This is a genomic window from Actinomycetospora aurantiaca, assembly GCF_037401875.1.
GTDB lineage: Bacteria > Actinomycetota > Actinomycetes > Mycobacteriales > Pseudonocardiaceae > Actinomycetospora > Actinomycetospora aurantiaca.
Window position 1 is genome coordinate 501,928 of sequence record NZ_JBBEGN010000001.1, and the last position, 14,310, is coordinate 516,237.

Here is a 14,310-nt window from a genome sequence, read left to right on the forward strand (position 1 = left end):
CGGCGGAACATCGGAATCGGCGAGGGAGCGCGATGCGGCTGTTCATGATCGACGTCTCGCCCCTGCGGTCGAGCGCGGAGTTCCGGCTCGTGTTCGCCGCCCGGGTGGTCTCGCTGTTCGGCATCGCGCTGACCACGGTGGGCGTGCCCTGGCAGGTCTACGCGATGACCCGGTCGTCGCTGCACGTCAGCCTGGCGGCCGCGCTGGTCGGCGCCACCACCCTGGTCGGCACGCTCGCCGGCGGGGTCGTCGCCGACCGCTGGGACCGCCGGACGATCATCCTCGTCTGCCGCGGGGCCGCGGCGGTCGTCTTCGGGGTGCTCGCGGTCAACGCCGCCGTGCCGAACCCGCAGCTGTGGGTGCTCTACGTGTGCGTCGCGGTGAACGGGGCGACCGCGGTGAGCCAGTCGGCGCTGATGGCCGTGACGCCCGCGATCGTGCGCCGCGACCAGCTCGCCGCCGCCGGGGCGCTGGTGGCGCTCTCGACCCAGATCGGCGCGGTCGTCGGACCGTCCGTCGCGGGCCTGCTCATCGCCGGGCCCGGGCTCGCGGTGAACTTCGGGCTCTGCGCGGTCGCCTCCGCCGTGACGACGGCGCTGCTGTGGTTCCTGCCGTCGCTGCGCCCGTCCGGTGAGGTGACCGCCCACCCGCTCGAGTCACTGCGCGAGGGCGCGGGCTTCGTCGTGCGCAACCGGGTGGTGCGGGGCGTGCTGCTCGTGGACGTCGCCGCCATGCTCTTCGCCCTGCCGCACGTGCTGTTCCCGCAGGTCGTCGTGGAGGTCCTGGACCAGGGGCCCCAGGCGGCCGGGCTGCTCTACACCGCGCCCGCCGTCGGCGCGATGATCGCGGCGCTCACCAGCGGGTGGACCACCACCGTGCGGCGGACCGGCCGGGTCCTGCTCGTCGCGGTCGGGCTGTACGGCGCCGCGATCGCCGCGTTCGGGCTGTCGCCCTCGCTGGCGTGGGCGCTGCCGTTCCTCGCGATCGCGGGCGCCGCCGACATGATCTCGGAGATCCTCCGCCGCGCGCTGCTCGCCGACGCGACGCCGGACCACCTCCAGGGCCGGGTCTCCAGCGTGTGGCTCGCGCAGGCCACGGTCGGGCCGTCGGCCGGCGGTGTGGAGGCCGGCGTGGCCTCGCGGCTGCTCGGCCCGGGGCCGGCGATCGCGGCGGGCGGCGCGGTCTGCGTCGTCGCGACGGCGGCCCTGGCCGCCGTCCTGCCCCCGCTGCGGCGCGCCTCGCTGCACACGCCGGAGGAGGAGCCCCCGCCCGGTGTCACCGAGCACGCGCCGATCGAGCCGGAGGCGGTCGAGGTCACCGAGGTCGTCGAGGTGGCCTCGCGCGAACCCGACCAGCGCTGAGACTCACCGCCGACCTACCGCCGCCGCGGGGTACCGACCTCGTCGACGTCGACCGCCCGCACCGGGTCGGACTCCGCGTGCGGCACCCCGAGCCGCCACACCGTGCGCAGGTCGCGGGTCGCGGTGACGTCGGTGGTCGGGTCGCCGTCGACGAGGAGCAGGTCCGCGCGCCGCCCGAGTGCGATGCGACCGCGGTCGTGCAGGGAGAACACATCCGCCGCCCGCGAGGTCGCCGCCGCCAGCGCGTCGGTCGGCGTCATGCCCGCCCGGACGAGCAGCTCGAGCTCCAGGTGCATCGACGCGCCGTGCAGGACCGCGGCGGGCCGGCCGGGCACGTCGTTCGCGTCGGTCCCGGCGACGACGGTCGCGCCCGCGTCCAGCAGGCGGGCCAGGTTCTCCTCGGCGTGCGCGTAGGACGCGCCGACCGCCGACGACGTCGGCAGGCCGCCCCGGTCCCCCGCCTCCAGTCCGGCGACGACCGGCTGCGGCAGCCGCGTGGTGAGCCGCGGGTCGGCGAGCAGCTCGCGCACCGACTCCGTCGTGGTCAGGGCGGCCATCATCGTCAGGGTCGGCACGACGACGAGCCCGGCGGGGTCGTCGAGCGGCCCGTCCAGCGGGAGGTGGGTCAGGACGTCCACCCCGGCCGCCCGCGCGGTGGCGGCGGCCCAGCGGGTGGGCGCGTGGGCCACCGTCAGCAGCCCCCGCCGCCGGGACGCCGCGCACACCGCCGCGACCGTCTCCGGGGTGAGCGTCGGCCGGGTCACGTCCGCGGCGTTCTCGACGAACACCTTGAGGTAGTCCGACCCCTCCCGTTCGCGGTCCGCCACGAAGCGCTCGGCGTCGTCCGGGCCCGAGAGCCCCGGCATCCGCCAGCCGTTCGGGTCCGGCGGCAGCATCACGGCGGGCCACCCGTCGACCGCGCCGGCCATCAGCCCGGAGCTGCGCACGTCGGCCTCGTCGTCGCGGGTGGCCGCCCGGCGGCGCAGCATCGCGGTGAACTGCGGCGGCGCGGAGAACATGTCCAGCACGGTCGTCACGCCGTGCCGCAGGTCCTGGCCCAGGTTCCCCGCGCCCCGCAGGTGCACGTGGGCGTCGATCAGCCCGGGCAGCAGCGTCGCGCCGCGCCCGTCGACCTCACCGTCGACCGGCGCCCGCTCCCCCGGCTCGACGCCCGCGACGAGCCCGGCGTCGTCGACGACGACCGTCGCCACCCCCAGCGACCGCTCGCCGTCGAAGACCCGCGCGCCCACGATGGTCGTCCCCATCGGGCCGAGTCTGCTCCTCCGCGGAGGCGCGGGCGACCATTCCCGACGGCGGGTCAGTAGGCGCGACCATTCCCGACGGCGGGTCGGTTGATCAACGAGCACCCTCGGCGCTCCGCCCGCCCGATCCACGCCGTACGCGCTCGTTGATCATGGTTGGGGGCGCGCCGCCCGCCGGTCGGCGTTGGGCCGCACCCGCCCCCCGATGATCAACGAGCACTCTCGGCGGTCCGAGGGCCGGGTCCCCCGCCGCAGGTGCTCGTTGATCAAGGTCGGGGGTGCCCCGCCCGACAATCGGCGCTGGGCCGCACCCGCCTCCACCCAGACCTAGGGCCCGTGACCCGGCCGATGATCAACGAGCACTCTCGGCGGTCCGCGCGCGGGATCACCGCCGCAGGTGCTCGTTCATGGGCGGAGCACCGACCGATCGGAATGTTGTCGCACCCGCCCCCATACCCAGGCCCCAGCGCTCCGCCACTTGGCTGATGATCAACGAGCACTCTCAGCGGCCCGTGCGCGGGATCCCCGCCGCAGGTGCTCGTTGATCACGGGCGGCGGAACTCGCGGGAACCGATCGGCCGCGCCGGCACTCCAAGCGGGTGTGGAACCCTTTCGCGCCTCGGATGCCGTCGCGGCCGGCGACACCTCGTGGGGCAAGCTGCGTGGACCCGGCTACCTCCGCGTCGCCCCGAACACCTGGATCGCGGCGGACGTCGAGCAGACGGTCGCCCTCCGGGTGCAGACGCTCAGCGTGTGGAGCCGCGGCGTCGGCGTCATCGCCGGACCACTGGCTGCTCTCGCCTGGAAGGCCGACTGCCCGTGGGACGACGCGGAGCTGATCATGCCGACGCCGCGGCGCATCACACCCGCACGCGTCCGGGTACGCGTGGACCGGCTACCCGACGACGAGGTCACCGAGCGGCACGGCGCCCGCATCACCACCCCGGCACGGACCGCCTTCGACCTCGCTCGGCGCACCCCGTTCGTCGAGGCCGTGGCCGCGGTGGACGCCCTGGCTTGGCGGTGCCACCTCACGGCCGAGCACCTGCTCGAGGTCGCGGCACGGCACCCGAGGGCGCGCGGCATCGTCCAGGTCCGACGGGTCGCGGAGTTCATGGACGGCGGCGCGATGTCGCCGCAGGAGACCCGGCTCCGCCTGCTGTTCGTGCTCGCAGGGCTGCCACGGCCGGAGACGCAGTACCCGATCCTGCTGAAGTCCGGCTTCGATGCGCACCTCGACCTCGGTTGGCCCGATCCGCCCCCAGGCCGCCGTCCGGTCGGCGCCGAGTACGACGGCCCGGAGCACCGATCCCCGTTCGGGCAGGGCAAGGACTGCCTGCGCGACGGGGACCTGGACGACCTCGACTGGGACATCACGCGGGTCGCGCCCGTCCAGCTCGCGGCACCTCGGCACGCCGACCGCCTCGTGGAGCGGTTCCGTCGCAAGCTCCTGTGACGAGCGAGCACCCTCGGCGGTCGACCACCCCGCCCGACCACCGCAGGTGCTCGTTGATCATGGCCGGCCGACAGGACGCCTCACACGCCCCCGACGAACGAGCACCCTCGGCGGTCGACCACCGTGCCCGACCACCGCAGGTGCTCGGTGATCACTCCGAGGCGGCGTGGTGGTCGTGGTTGACCACCCCGCGACGCCAGTAGCCGTCCACGTCGACGCACGACGCGTCCAGCGCCGGGTGGTTGCGCAGCATCCGGCGGACCGGCTTGAGCGACACCGCCTCGCCGGCGACCCACACGAAGCCCCGACCGGTCGGGAACTCGAACTCGAACCCGGCGAGGGCGTCCGCCAGCAGGGTGGACTCCCCGGCCGGGACGCCGTCGCGGTGCAGCCACACGAGGTCGACGTCCGCCGCGCACGGCAGCGCCTGCTCCTCCCCGGCGTCCGCCACCTCGACGACCACCCGCACCGACACCCCGGAGCGCAGCTCCGCGAGCCAGCGCCCGATCGCGGGCAGGGCGGTCTCGTCACCGGCCAGGACCAGCCAGTCCAGGTCGGGGTCCACGACCTCCGAGCCCCGCGGGCCCAGCACGCCGACCTTCATCCCCGGCGCCGCCGCGGCCGCCCAGGTCGAGCCCAGCCCGCCGGCGTGCAGCACCATGTCCACGTCGATCTCGCCGTGGGCGCGGTCGACCCGGCGCAGGGTGTAGTCGCGGAACAGGCGCGGCGACCCGGGCGGCGGCGGGACCAGACCGTTCGGCCCGACCTGCGGCATCACCGGGAGCTCCGCGCCCTCCGGCGGGAAGAAAATCTTGACGTGGTCGGTCGGGGCGCGCCCGAGCAGCTCGCTGAAGTCACCGGAGAGCGTCACCCGCACCATCCGCGGACTCAGCGGCACCACGCGCACGACCTCGGCCAGGCGGGGCGTGACCGCGTAGAGCTCCCGGGAGACCGGCGCCGGGGCGCTGTCGATCCACGGGTGGACGGCGGTCTCGCTGCTGGTCATCCCTGGTTCCCCCCGGCCGCTGCCGACGACGACGTCGCGGGTGAGGCTAGGCTTCCTTCTCCTGCTGAGCCATTCGGGGCAACACCGGTGACGTCAGCGGTCGACCCCGCGCGGTCTGCGGCCGTGCGCTCGCGCAGGCTCCGGGGGCGCAGGTCGGTCCAGTGCTCCTCCACGTACGCCACAGCCTCCGGGCGCGCCACGCCGTCGGCGCCCTCGCCGAGCACGACCGTCCACCCCTGCGGCACGGCCGCGAACACCGGCCAGAGACTGTGCTGGTCCTCGTCGTTGACCAGGACGCGGAACCGGCCGTCCTCGTCGTCGAACGGGTTCGTCATCGCTGCGACCTCCTCGGATCGGGGGCGTGGAGCGGGAGCGGGCGGGCTCAGGATCCGGCGAGCAGGCGCGACCAGGCCTCGAGGGTGGGCTCCTCCGCGAGGTCGATGAAGCCGACCTCCACCCCGGTCCCGCGCCAGCGCTCGACGAGCCCCATCAGGCGGATCGAGTCCAGCCCGCGGTCGAGCAGGTCGTCGGTGTCGGAGATCTGCTCCGGTGGCTCGCCGAGCGCGTCGGCCACGTCCACCCGCAGTCGCTCCCGATCCAGGGCCACGCCGTCGTCTCCCGTCGTCGTCATCGTCTTAGCCCACCCTAACCGGACGAGGAGCCCGATCCAGTGGCCGCGCTCACACCGGCCCGCAGTCCCGCACGCCCGGTCCGTCGGGCCTCCCGGTCGGCGGGCACGATCATCGGGGTGCCGGTCTGCGGGTCGGGCACGACCTCGCCGACCAGCCCGAAGACCTCGGCCAGCAGCGTCGAGGACACGATCTCGGCGGGCGGCCCCTGCGCGACGACGGCGCCGTCGCGCATCGCGATCAGGTGGGTGGCGTAGCGGCAGGCCTGGTTGAGGTCGTGCAGCACGGCGACCAGCGTGCGGTCACCGGCGGCGTGCAGGTCGGCGAGCAGGTCCAGGACCTCGAGCTGGTAGGCGATGTCGAGGAACGTCGTCGGCTCGTCGAGCAGGAGCAGCGGGGTGTCCTGGGCGAGCACCATCGCGATCCAGACCCGCTGGCGCTGGCCGCCGGAGAGCTCCCCGACGGACCGCTCGGCCAGCTCGGCGACCCCGGTGGCCGCCATCGCCCGCGACACCGCCTCCTCGTCCGCGGGCGACCACTGGCGCAGCAGCGACTGGTGCGGGTAGCGGCCGCGGGCGACGAGGTCGGCGACGCTGATCCCGTCCGGCGCCACCGGGCTCTGCGGCAGCAGCGCGAGCCGGCGGGCGACCTCCTTCGCGCCGTACGACGAGATCGGCCGGTCGTCGAGGGACACCGTGCCCGCCGCCGGGCGGATCATCCGCGCGAGCCCGCGCAGCAGGGTGGACTTCCCGCACGCGTTCGGCCCCACCACCACGGTGAAGGACCCGTCCGGGATCGCCACGTCCAGGTCCCTGCTGACCGTCCGGGCCTCGTAGGCCAACGTCACGCCGCTCGCCTGGAGTCTCATCTCCCGGCCCTCCACTCCCGTGCCAACAGCCACACCAGGTACAGCCCTCCGATCGACGCGGTCATCGTGCCCGCCGGGAACTGCGCGGGCGCGGCGAGCCGCTGGCCCAGCACGTCGCCCGCCAGCAGCAGCACCCCGCCCAGCACGCCGGCCGCGAGCAGGCCCGGGCCGGTCGAGCCGGTCAGGCGGCGGGCCAGCTGCGGGGCCGCGAGGGCGACGAAGGCGATCGGCCCGACGGCCGCCGTCGCGGTCCCCACCAGCACCACCCCGACGACGAGCGCGACGATGCGCGTCGGGACGACCGGCACCCCGATCGAGCTCGCGGCCTCGTCCCCCATGCCCAGCAGGTCCAGGCGCCGGGAGATCAGCAGGGCCGGGACGAGCAGCACGACCAGGCCGATCGCGACGACGGCGACCGTGGTCCAGTCCCGGCCGTTGAGGCTCCCGACGAGCCAGGTCTGCGCGGCCGAGGCGGTGGCGAGGTCCGAGCGCAGGATGAGGTAGTTGTTCAGCGAGTACAGGATCGCGTTCAGCCCGATCCCGACGAGCACCAGGCGGTAGCCGCCGGTGTCCCCGCCGAGCAGCGCCAGCGCGACCGCGGCGGTGACGACCACCCCGACGACCGCCCCGCCTGCGGTCCCCAGCGCCCCCGCGCCGAACAGCACGATCGCGACGAGGGCCCCGGAGGCGGCGCCGGTGGTGAACCCGAGCAGGTCGGGGCTCGCCAGCGAGTTGCGGGCCAGCGACTGGAACATCGCCCCGGACACCCCGAGCACGGCCCCGACCACCAGGGCGAGCACGACCCGGGGGGCGCGGAGCTCGAGCACCACGAACCGCTGCGCCCGCGAGCCGGAGCCGAGCAGGGCGTCGAGCACCCCGGACAGCGGCAGCGGGTACTCGCCCAGGGTCAGCGCCACCGAGCCCAGCGCCGCGGCGGCCACGAGCAGGACGAGCACCACGACCACCGGCCGCGGGCGCACGCGCACCGACCACTCGCCGACCCGCGTGGTCACGGGGGCACTCACAGCGCCACCACCCGCCGCCGCCGGGCGATCGCGAGGAAGACCGGGGCGCCGACGAAGGCGGTGACGATCGCGACCTCGAGCTCCGCGGGCGACGCGAGCACACGGCCGACGACGTCCGCGCCCACGACGAGGAGCGCGCCGAGCACCATCGAGTACGGGACCACCCAGCGCTGGTCGGGCCCGGTGACCCACCGCGCGAGGTGCGGGACGGCGAGCCCGACGAAGGCGACCGGCCCGCACGCTGCGGTCGCCCCGCCGCAGAGCAGCACGATCGCGAGCCCGGTCACCGCCCGCACCTGCGGGACCTTCACCCCGAGCGCCCGCCCGGTCTCCTCCCCCAGCGCCAGCGCGTTGAGCGCCCGGCAGACGCCGAGGGCGAGCAGCGCCCCGACGGCGAGGAAGGGCAGCACCTGCACGAGCGCGTCCGGGTCGCGGCCGGACAGCGACCCGACGCGCCAGACGCGGAACTGGTCGAAGCTGCGCGAGTCGACGAGGACCACGGCGTACACGGCGCCCTGCAACGACGCCCCGATCGCGGTCCCGGCCAGCGCCAGCCGCGCCGGGGTCGCCCCCGACCGGCCGGACTGCCCCAGCGCGTAGACCACCACCGCCACCACCGCCGACCCGACCAGCGCGAACCACACGTAGCCGGTCACGGTCGCGACGCCGAACGCGACGATGCCCAGGACGACGGCGGCCGAGGCGCCCCAGGTGATGCCCAGGACGCCGGGGTCGGCGAGCGGGTTGCGGGTCAGCGCCTGCATCAGCGCGCCCGCGGCGCCGAGCGCGAGCCCGACGGCGAGCCCGAGCAGCGTGCGGGGCAGGCGCTGGTCCAGGACGACGACGGCGTCCGTGGCGAGGTCGCCGCCGGCGTCGCGCGTCGCGGGGTGCAGCAGGACGTCGAGGACCGTGCCCGGAGCGATCCCCCGCGACCCCACCGCCAGCGAGGCGAGCAGCACGACGCCGAGCGCCACCAGCCCGACGACGAGCCCGGTCGCCCGCCGCGAGCGCGGGCGGCGCGCGGGCCCACCCGTCTCCGGGGCCGGTCGCGTCGAGGGCGGCGCACTCACGGCGTGGCCACCACCGCGCCCGCCCGCAGCCCGGCCAGGGCGTGGGCCGTCGTCGTCACCATGCCGCAGCGCTGGGCGGTCCACTCGAGCGCCTGGTCGTGCCGCTCGCGCGAGAAGTCCCCGAGCGCGTCGGCGAGCAGGAAGGGCTGCACGTCGCGCATGAAGGCGTCCACGGCCGTCACCATGCACCCGATGTGCGCGTAGATCCCGGTGACGAGGAGCTGGTCACGTCCCCACGCCGCGAGCCGCTCCGCGAGCGGGGTGCGCGCGAAGGCCGAGTAGCGCCACTTCGTCAGCACCTCGTCGCCGGGCTGCGGGGCGAGCTCGTCGATGATCGAGACGACGTCCGGGTCCTCCCGGTACGCGGCCGCCGGGCCCTCGCCCCAGAACTCCATGAGCAGGGCCCGGTCCTCGGCCGGCTGCTCCCCGGGCTGCGCGGTGTAGACGACCGGCACCCCGGCCGCGCGGGCCGCCTCGGCCAGCTGGGCGACGTGGTCGACGAGCACGCTGATCGGCTCGGCGTCGCGGTGGAACGGCGCGAGGAAGTAGCGCTGCATGTCGTGCACCAGCAGCACCGCGCGGGCCGGGTCCACGTCCCAGCCGGCTCGGCCGGTGGGCAGCTCCCCGGCGCGGGGCATCGGGTAGGGCGAGATGGTCGGGAGGCTGCTCATGCGGTGCCCTTCTCTCGATGACGGTCCGCCAGGGCGGCGCGCAGCGCCCGGCGGCTGGTCTTGCCGACGCCCGTCACGGGGAAGGCGTCGACGACCTCGACGCGGTCGGGCACCTTGAAGGCGGCCACGCCGCGGTCGCGCACGAACCGGCGCAGGTCGGCCGGCGCGGGGGTCTCGTCGGGGTCGCGCGGGATCACGTAGGCGTGCGTGCGCTCGCCGAGGTACTCGTCGGGCACCCCGACGATCGCCGCGTCGAGCACGGCCGGGTGGGCCATGAGGTGGTTCTCGACCTCCTCGGCCGCCACCTTCTCCCCGCCCCGGTTGATCTGCTCCTTGACCCGCCCGGTCACGACGACGTCGCCGCCGGCGGTGATCCGCACCAGGTCGCCGGTGCGGTAGAAGCCGTCCGCGGTGAACGCGGTCGCGTTGTGCTCGGGGGCCCGGTAGTAGCCGCGGATCGTGTACGGCCCGCGGGTGAGCAGGGCGCCGACCTCGCCGGGCGGGACGTCCCGGTCCTGCTCGTCGACCACCCGCACCTCGTCGGCCGGCGAGATCGGCCGGCCCTGGGTGTGGACGACGACGTCGTCGGGGTCGTCGAGGCGGGTGTAGTTGACGAGGCCCTCGGCCATGCCGAACACCTGCTGCAGCCGCGCGCCCAGCGCCGGGCCGATGCGCGCGGCGAGCTCGGAGCCGCACTTCGCGCCACCGACCTGCAGGACCTGCAACGACGGCAGGTCCGGTTCCTGCTTCTCCGCCGCGGCCACCCACGCCGCCGCCAGCGGCGGGACGACCGCCGCCATCGTCACGCCCTCGGCGGCGATCAGGCCCAGGCACGTGTCCGGGTCGGGCGACGGCGCCGTCACGACCGTGCCGCCCGCGTGCATCACGCCGAGCAGCCCGGGCGAGGACATCGTGAAGTTGTGCGCGCACGGCAGCGCCGCGAGGAACACCGTGTCCGGGGTCAGCCCGCAGATGTCCGCGCTGGCCCGGACGCTGTAGAGGTAGTCGTCGTGCGTGCGCGGGATGAGCTTGGGCAGCCCGGTCGTGCCGCCGGAGAGCTGCAGGAACGCCACGTCGTCGGGCTCGGGCGCAGCCACCGTCACCGGCTCGGCTCCGTCGTCGCCGGGAAGGCCCTCGTCGACGTCCACGACCAGCGGCGAGATCCGCCGGGCGGTCTCCGCGTGGTCGTAGCGGTCGTGCCGGGACACGGTGACGATCCCGACCGCCTCCGCGTGCTCCACGAAGTAGCGCACCTCGGACTCGCGGTGCGCGGGGAGCGCGAACACCGGCAGCGCGCCGAGCGTGAAGAGACCCCAGACGACGGCCAGGTACTCGGGCACGTTCGGCAGCCAGACCACGACCCGGTCGCCCGGCCGCACCCCGAGCGCGTGCAGACCGCCCGCGACGCGCCGGGCCCGCTGCCCGAGCTCCGCGTACGTCCAGCTCTGCCGGACCTTCTGCCGGTCGGTCCCGACGACGGCCGTGCGGCCACCGTGCCCGGCGACGGCGGTCGCGAGCAGGTCCGGGAACGTCTGCCCGGTCCAGTACCCGGCCTCCCGGTAGGCGGCCGCGACCTCCGGTGGGTAGGGATTCTCGAGCTTCACGGCGCCGCCTCCAGACCCAGCGCGTCGAGCAGCGGCCGCATCTTCGCGGTCGTCTCGGCGACCTCGGCCTCGGGCAGCGACCCCGCCACGATCCCGGCGCCGGCGTGCAGGCGGGCGTGCCGCCCGGACACCTCCGCGCAGCGGATCGTCACCGCCCACTCGCCGTCGCCGGACTCGTCGCACCACCCGACCAGCCCGGTGTAGAAGCCGCGCGGGACCGCCTCCAGCGCGCCGATCAGCACCCGGGCGTCCTCCGTGGGCGCCCCGCACACCGCGGCCGTCGGGTGCAGCGCCGCGGCGATGCGCAGGCTCGACGGGGACGGGTCCGCGAGCTCGCCGGTGATGCGCGTGGACAGGTGCCACAGCGAGTCGGTCGCTGTCAGCTCCGGGCCGTCCGGGACGTCGAGGTGCGAGCAGAACGGTGCCAGCCGCTCGGCGACCTGCGCGACGACGAGCGCGTGCTCGTGACGGTCCTTGCCCGAGGCGGCGAGCCGGTCGGCCCGGCGCGCGTCCTCCTCCGGGTCGGGGCTGCGGGGCACGGTGCCCGCGAGCGGGTTCGACACGACCGTGCGCCCGCGGCGCGAGAGCAGCAGCTCCGGGCTGGCCCCGACCAGTGACCGGGTCCCGTCGAGGTCCGCGACGAACACGTAGGAGCTGTGGTGCGCGGCGGCGAGCCGGGCGAGGACGGCGTCCAGGTCGATCTCGTCGGGAGCGGTCACCGCCAGGGTGCGGGAGAGGACCACCTTCTCGACGAGGCCCTCGTCGATCGCCGCGAGGGCGCGCAGCACGGCGGCGGCGTACCCGGCGGGGGTGGGCTCGGCCCGGACGTCGTAGCGGGTGCCGAGCGCGGCGGGCGCGGTCGGCGGGAGATCGGTGGGCGGAACCGGCCCGGCGTCGTCGGTCGCGACGTCCCGCCCCCACCGCAGCTTCTCGGGCACGACGAGCGCGTGCTCGTCGTCGTCGAACCCGACGGCGCCGACGAGGACCGAGCCGGGTCCGGCCGCGGCCAGGACCCGCTCCGCGGCGTCGCCGAGCGACTCGCCCTGATGCAGGGCGACGCGGGCCCGGACGCCGGTGGTCGCGAGCCGGCCGGACGGTCCGTCGAACGTGAACCGGAGTCCCGCGTCGGGGTCGGGCCCCGTGATCACGGCCGGCGGGTCGAGGACGTCCACCGCCTCCGGCGGCGCCTCACCGGTGGTGAGGGGCGGTGTCGGGGGCGTGGGGGATCCGGTGTCGGAGGGCACCGGGAGCAGGTCGGCGCGGTCACGGTCCAAGGGAGGCTCCACCGTCGACGTAGAGGGTCTGCAGGGTCACGTGCCGGGCCGCGTCGGAGAGCAGGAAGGCCACCGTCGCGGCGACGTCGTCGGGCTGCGCGAGGCGCCCGAGGGGGATGCCGAGCTTGTAGTCGTCCGGCCGGCCGCCCACCAGGGCGCCGGGGTCGGCCGTCATGTCGGCGAGCATCGTGGTGTCGGTCGACCCGGGGCACACGACGTTGGCCCGCACGCCGTACGCGGCGAGCTCCAGGCCCGTGCAGCGGGTCACCGCGAGCGCCGCCGCCTTGGACGCGGCGTAGGCCGCCATGCCGGTGCGCGGCACCCCGGCGGCGTTCGAGGCGACCGTGACGATCGCCCGGGGGGCGCCGTCGGCCGTGGTCCAGCGGCGGGCGGCGGCGCGGCAGGCGTGCATGACGCCGGTCGCGTTCACCGCCAGGCACTCCGCCCAGTCGGCGTCGTCGAGCTCGGCGACCGCGCCGGTGCGCAGGACCCCGGCCACGTTGGCCAGCATCGTCACCGGCCCCAGCTCGCCCTCGGCCCGCGTGAACGCGTCGTCGACGGCCCCGGCGTCCGTCACGTCGGCCTCCGCGGCGACGCAGGCCCCGCCGAGCTCGTCGGCCAGCGCCCGCGCCGCCCCGCCGTCGCGATCGACGACCGCGACCGCGACCCCCCGCCCCGCCAGCTCCCGCGCCACCGCGGCCCCGATCCCCCGTCCGGCGCCGGTGACGAGCGCGCTCACCGGTGGGTACCGGCGAGCACCGACGCCAGGATCTCCCCGGCCCGGACCGCGGTGTTCGACAGCAGCGTCGAGGAGATGCCGTGGCTGTGCTCGGTCGGTCCCTGCAAGTAGACCCCCGCACGCATGCCCGGGGCGGTCTCGACGCGGTAGTCCCGGCCGACGAGCAGCTCCCCGTCGAGTCCGCGGCGGCACCAGGCGCCCACCTCGCCGAGCATCCCGGTCGGGTCGACGGGGCGGTAGCCGGTCGCGTAGAGCACGACGTCGGCGCTCAGCGTCTCCGCCTCCCCCGTCGGGAGGAACTCGACGTCGAGGTCGACCGGATCGGTCCGGCCGTCCGGGACGCGCACCTTGGTCACCCGGCTCGCCCGGTGCACGAACAGGCGCGGGTTCCCGGCGACCTTCTCGGCGTAGACGCGACGGAACAGGTCGTCGATCAGCGGGCCGTCCACGCACGAGTAGTTGGTGTTGGCGTGGTAGCTCATGAGCAGGTCGCGGACCTGCGGGGTCGCGGCGTAGAAGTCGTCCACCGCCTCCGGGTCGAAGATCCGGTTGGCGAAGGCGGAGTCGTCGGCCGGGCTGTAGCCGTAGCGGGCGAACACGGCGTGCACCTCGGTGTCGCCGCGGCCGTGGATGTGCGCGGTCGCCTCCGCGGCCGACTGGCCGGCGCCCACCACGACGAACCGCCGGGCGTCGGCGCCGAACTCCTCGAGCCGCGGGAGCAGCTCGCTGGTGTGCCACACGCGCTCGCTGCGTTCGATGCCCTCCGGCAGCCACGGCTGCAGCCCGCTCGCCAGGACGACGTTGCGGGCGCGGACCGTCCGGGTGGCGCCGTCGCTGCCGACCGCGTCACGCAGCGCGACGTCGACCGCGACCACGGTCTCGGTGTCCTCGAGGTCGTACACCGGGGTCACGGCGACCGCGCGCGTGCCGTAGGTCACGAGGTGGTCGACCCGCCGGGCGGCCCACTCCAGGTAGTCGTGGAACTCCAGGCGGGTCGGGTAGGCGGTGCCGGTGTTGATGAAGTCGGCGATCCGGTCGTGCGAGTGCAGGTAGCACAGGAACGACGACGGGCTCGTCGGATCCCGCATCGTCACGAGGTCCTTGAGGTAGCTGACCTGCATCGTCACGCCGGGCAGCAGCATCCCGCGGTGCCACCCGAACCGTTCCTGCTGTTCGACGAACGCCGCCCGCAGGGGGCGACCGCCACGAGCGTTGTGCTCCTCGACGGCGATGGCGAGGGACAGGTTGGACGGACCGAACCCGACCCCGAGGACGTCCAGCACGTCAGTGACCCCAGAGTTCGTTCCAGGCCCCGGCACGGCGTTCATCGGCCTCCCGTCGTCAG

Annotated in this window: 13 protein-coding genes and 1 pseudogene; 2 read left to right on the forward strand and 12 right to left on the reverse strand. The window is 75.4% G+C overall.

Going from position 1 to position 14,310, the window contains the following annotated elements; genetic code table 11:
* The first annotated feature begins 32 nt into the window (after positions 1-32).
* Positions 33-1,361, forward strand: a complete 1,329-nt coding sequence (gene entS / locus WCD74_RS02260; protein ID WP_337693191.1) for an enterobactin transporter EntS — start codon at positions 33-35, stop codon at positions 1,359-1,361.
* 14 nt (positions 1,362-1,375) lie between these two features.
* Here the strand turns inward: entS and WCD74_RS02265 are convergent, their stop codons facing one another.
* Complete coding sequence (locus tag WCD74_RS02265; RefSeq protein WP_337693192.1) at positions 1,376-2,626, reverse strand: amidohydrolase family protein; 1,251 nt, start codon at positions 2,624-2,626, stop codon at positions 1,376-1,378.
* A gap of 598 nt (positions 2,627-3,224) precedes the next feature.
* On the opposite strand from WCD74_RS02265, the gene WCD74_RS02270 reads away from it, so the two are divergent.
* On the forward strand, positions 3,225-4,079 hold the full coding sequence (locus WCD74_RS02270) for a type IV toxin-antitoxin system AbiEi family antitoxin (RefSeq protein ID WP_337693193.1): 855 nt from the start codon (positions 3,225-3,227) through the stop codon (positions 4,077-4,079).
* 151 nt (positions 4,080-4,230) lie between these two features.
* Here WCD74_RS02270 and WCD74_RS02275 read toward each other — a convergent pair whose 3' ends face one another.
* The 11 genes and pseudogenes from WCD74_RS02275 to WCD74_RS02325 all read right to left on the reverse strand — a co-directional run bounded on the left by WCD74_RS02275 (position 4,231) and on the right by WCD74_RS02325 (position 14,293).
* Complete coding sequence (locus tag WCD74_RS02275) at positions 4,231-5,085, reverse strand: siderophore-interacting protein (protein ID WP_337693194.1); 855 nt, start codon at positions 5,083-5,085, stop codon at positions 4,231-4,233.
* A 128-nt stretch (positions 5,086-5,213) separates the two neighbouring features.
* A pseudogene (locus WCD74_RS02280) lies at positions 5,214-5,420 on the reverse strand (MbtH family protein); the annotation flags it as partial.
* Between the two features lie 47 nt (positions 5,421-5,467).
* Positions 5,468-5,716 carry a phosphopantetheine-binding protein gene (locus WCD74_RS02285; protein ID WP_337693195.1) on the reverse strand — a complete coding sequence of 83 codons (249 nt, stop codon included), beginning with the start codon at positions 5,714-5,716 and terminating at the stop codon, positions 5,468-5,470.
* 14 nt (positions 5,717-5,730) lie between these two features.
* The gene (locus tag WCD74_RS02290) at positions 5,731-6,582 is read right to left on the reverse strand and encodes an ABC transporter ATP-binding protein (protein WP_337693196.1); all 852 of its coding nucleotides are present in this window, start codon (positions 6,580-6,582) and stop codon (positions 5,731-5,733) included.
* Positions 6,579-7,607: a FecCD family ABC transporter permease gene (locus WCD74_RS02295; protein WP_337693197.1), complete on the reverse strand. Its 1,029-nt coding sequence runs from the start codon at positions 7,605-7,607 to the stop codon at positions 6,579-6,581. The genes WCD74_RS02290 and WCD74_RS02295 overlap by 4 nt, the downstream gene beginning before the upstream one ends.
* On the reverse strand, positions 7,604-8,677 hold the full coding sequence (locus WCD74_RS02300) for a FecCD family ABC transporter permease (RefSeq protein ID WP_337693198.1): 1,074 nt from the start codon (positions 8,675-8,677) through the stop codon (positions 7,604-7,606). Before WCD74_RS02300 ends, WCD74_RS02295 begins: the two co-directional genes overlap by 4 nt.
* Positions 8,674-9,348, reverse strand: a complete 675-nt coding sequence (locus tag WCD74_RS02305; protein ID WP_337693199.1) for an isochorismatase family protein — start codon at positions 9,346-9,348, stop codon at positions 8,674-8,676. Before WCD74_RS02305 ends, WCD74_RS02300 begins: the two co-directional genes overlap by 4 nt.
* Complete coding sequence (locus WCD74_RS02310; protein ID WP_337693200.1) at positions 9,345-10,952, reverse strand: (2,3-dihydroxybenzoyl)adenylate synthase; 1,608 nt, start codon at positions 10,950-10,952, stop codon at positions 9,345-9,347. Before WCD74_RS02310 ends, WCD74_RS02305 begins: the two co-directional genes overlap by 4 nt.
* Positions 10,949-12,226, reverse strand: coding sequence for an isochorismate synthase (locus WCD74_RS02315; RefSeq protein WP_337693201.1), 1,278 nt, complete (start codon positions 12,224-12,226; stop codon positions 10,949-10,951). Before WCD74_RS02315 ends, WCD74_RS02310 begins: the two co-directional genes overlap by 4 nt.
* Entirely contained in the window at positions 12,216-12,965 is a 750-nt protein-coding gene (locus WCD74_RS02320) for an SDR family oxidoreductase (protein WP_337693202.1), read from the reverse strand. Before WCD74_RS02320 ends, WCD74_RS02315 begins: the two co-directional genes overlap by 11 nt.
* The gene (locus tag WCD74_RS02325; protein ID WP_373696020.1) at positions 12,962-14,293 is read right to left on the reverse strand and encodes a lysine N(6)-hydroxylase/L-ornithine N(5)-oxygenase family protein; all 1,332 of its coding nucleotides are present in this window, start codon (positions 14,291-14,293) and stop codon (positions 12,962-12,964) included. The genes WCD74_RS02320 and WCD74_RS02325 overlap by 4 nt, the downstream gene beginning before the upstream one ends.
* Positions 14,294-14,310: the final 17 nt, after the last annotated feature.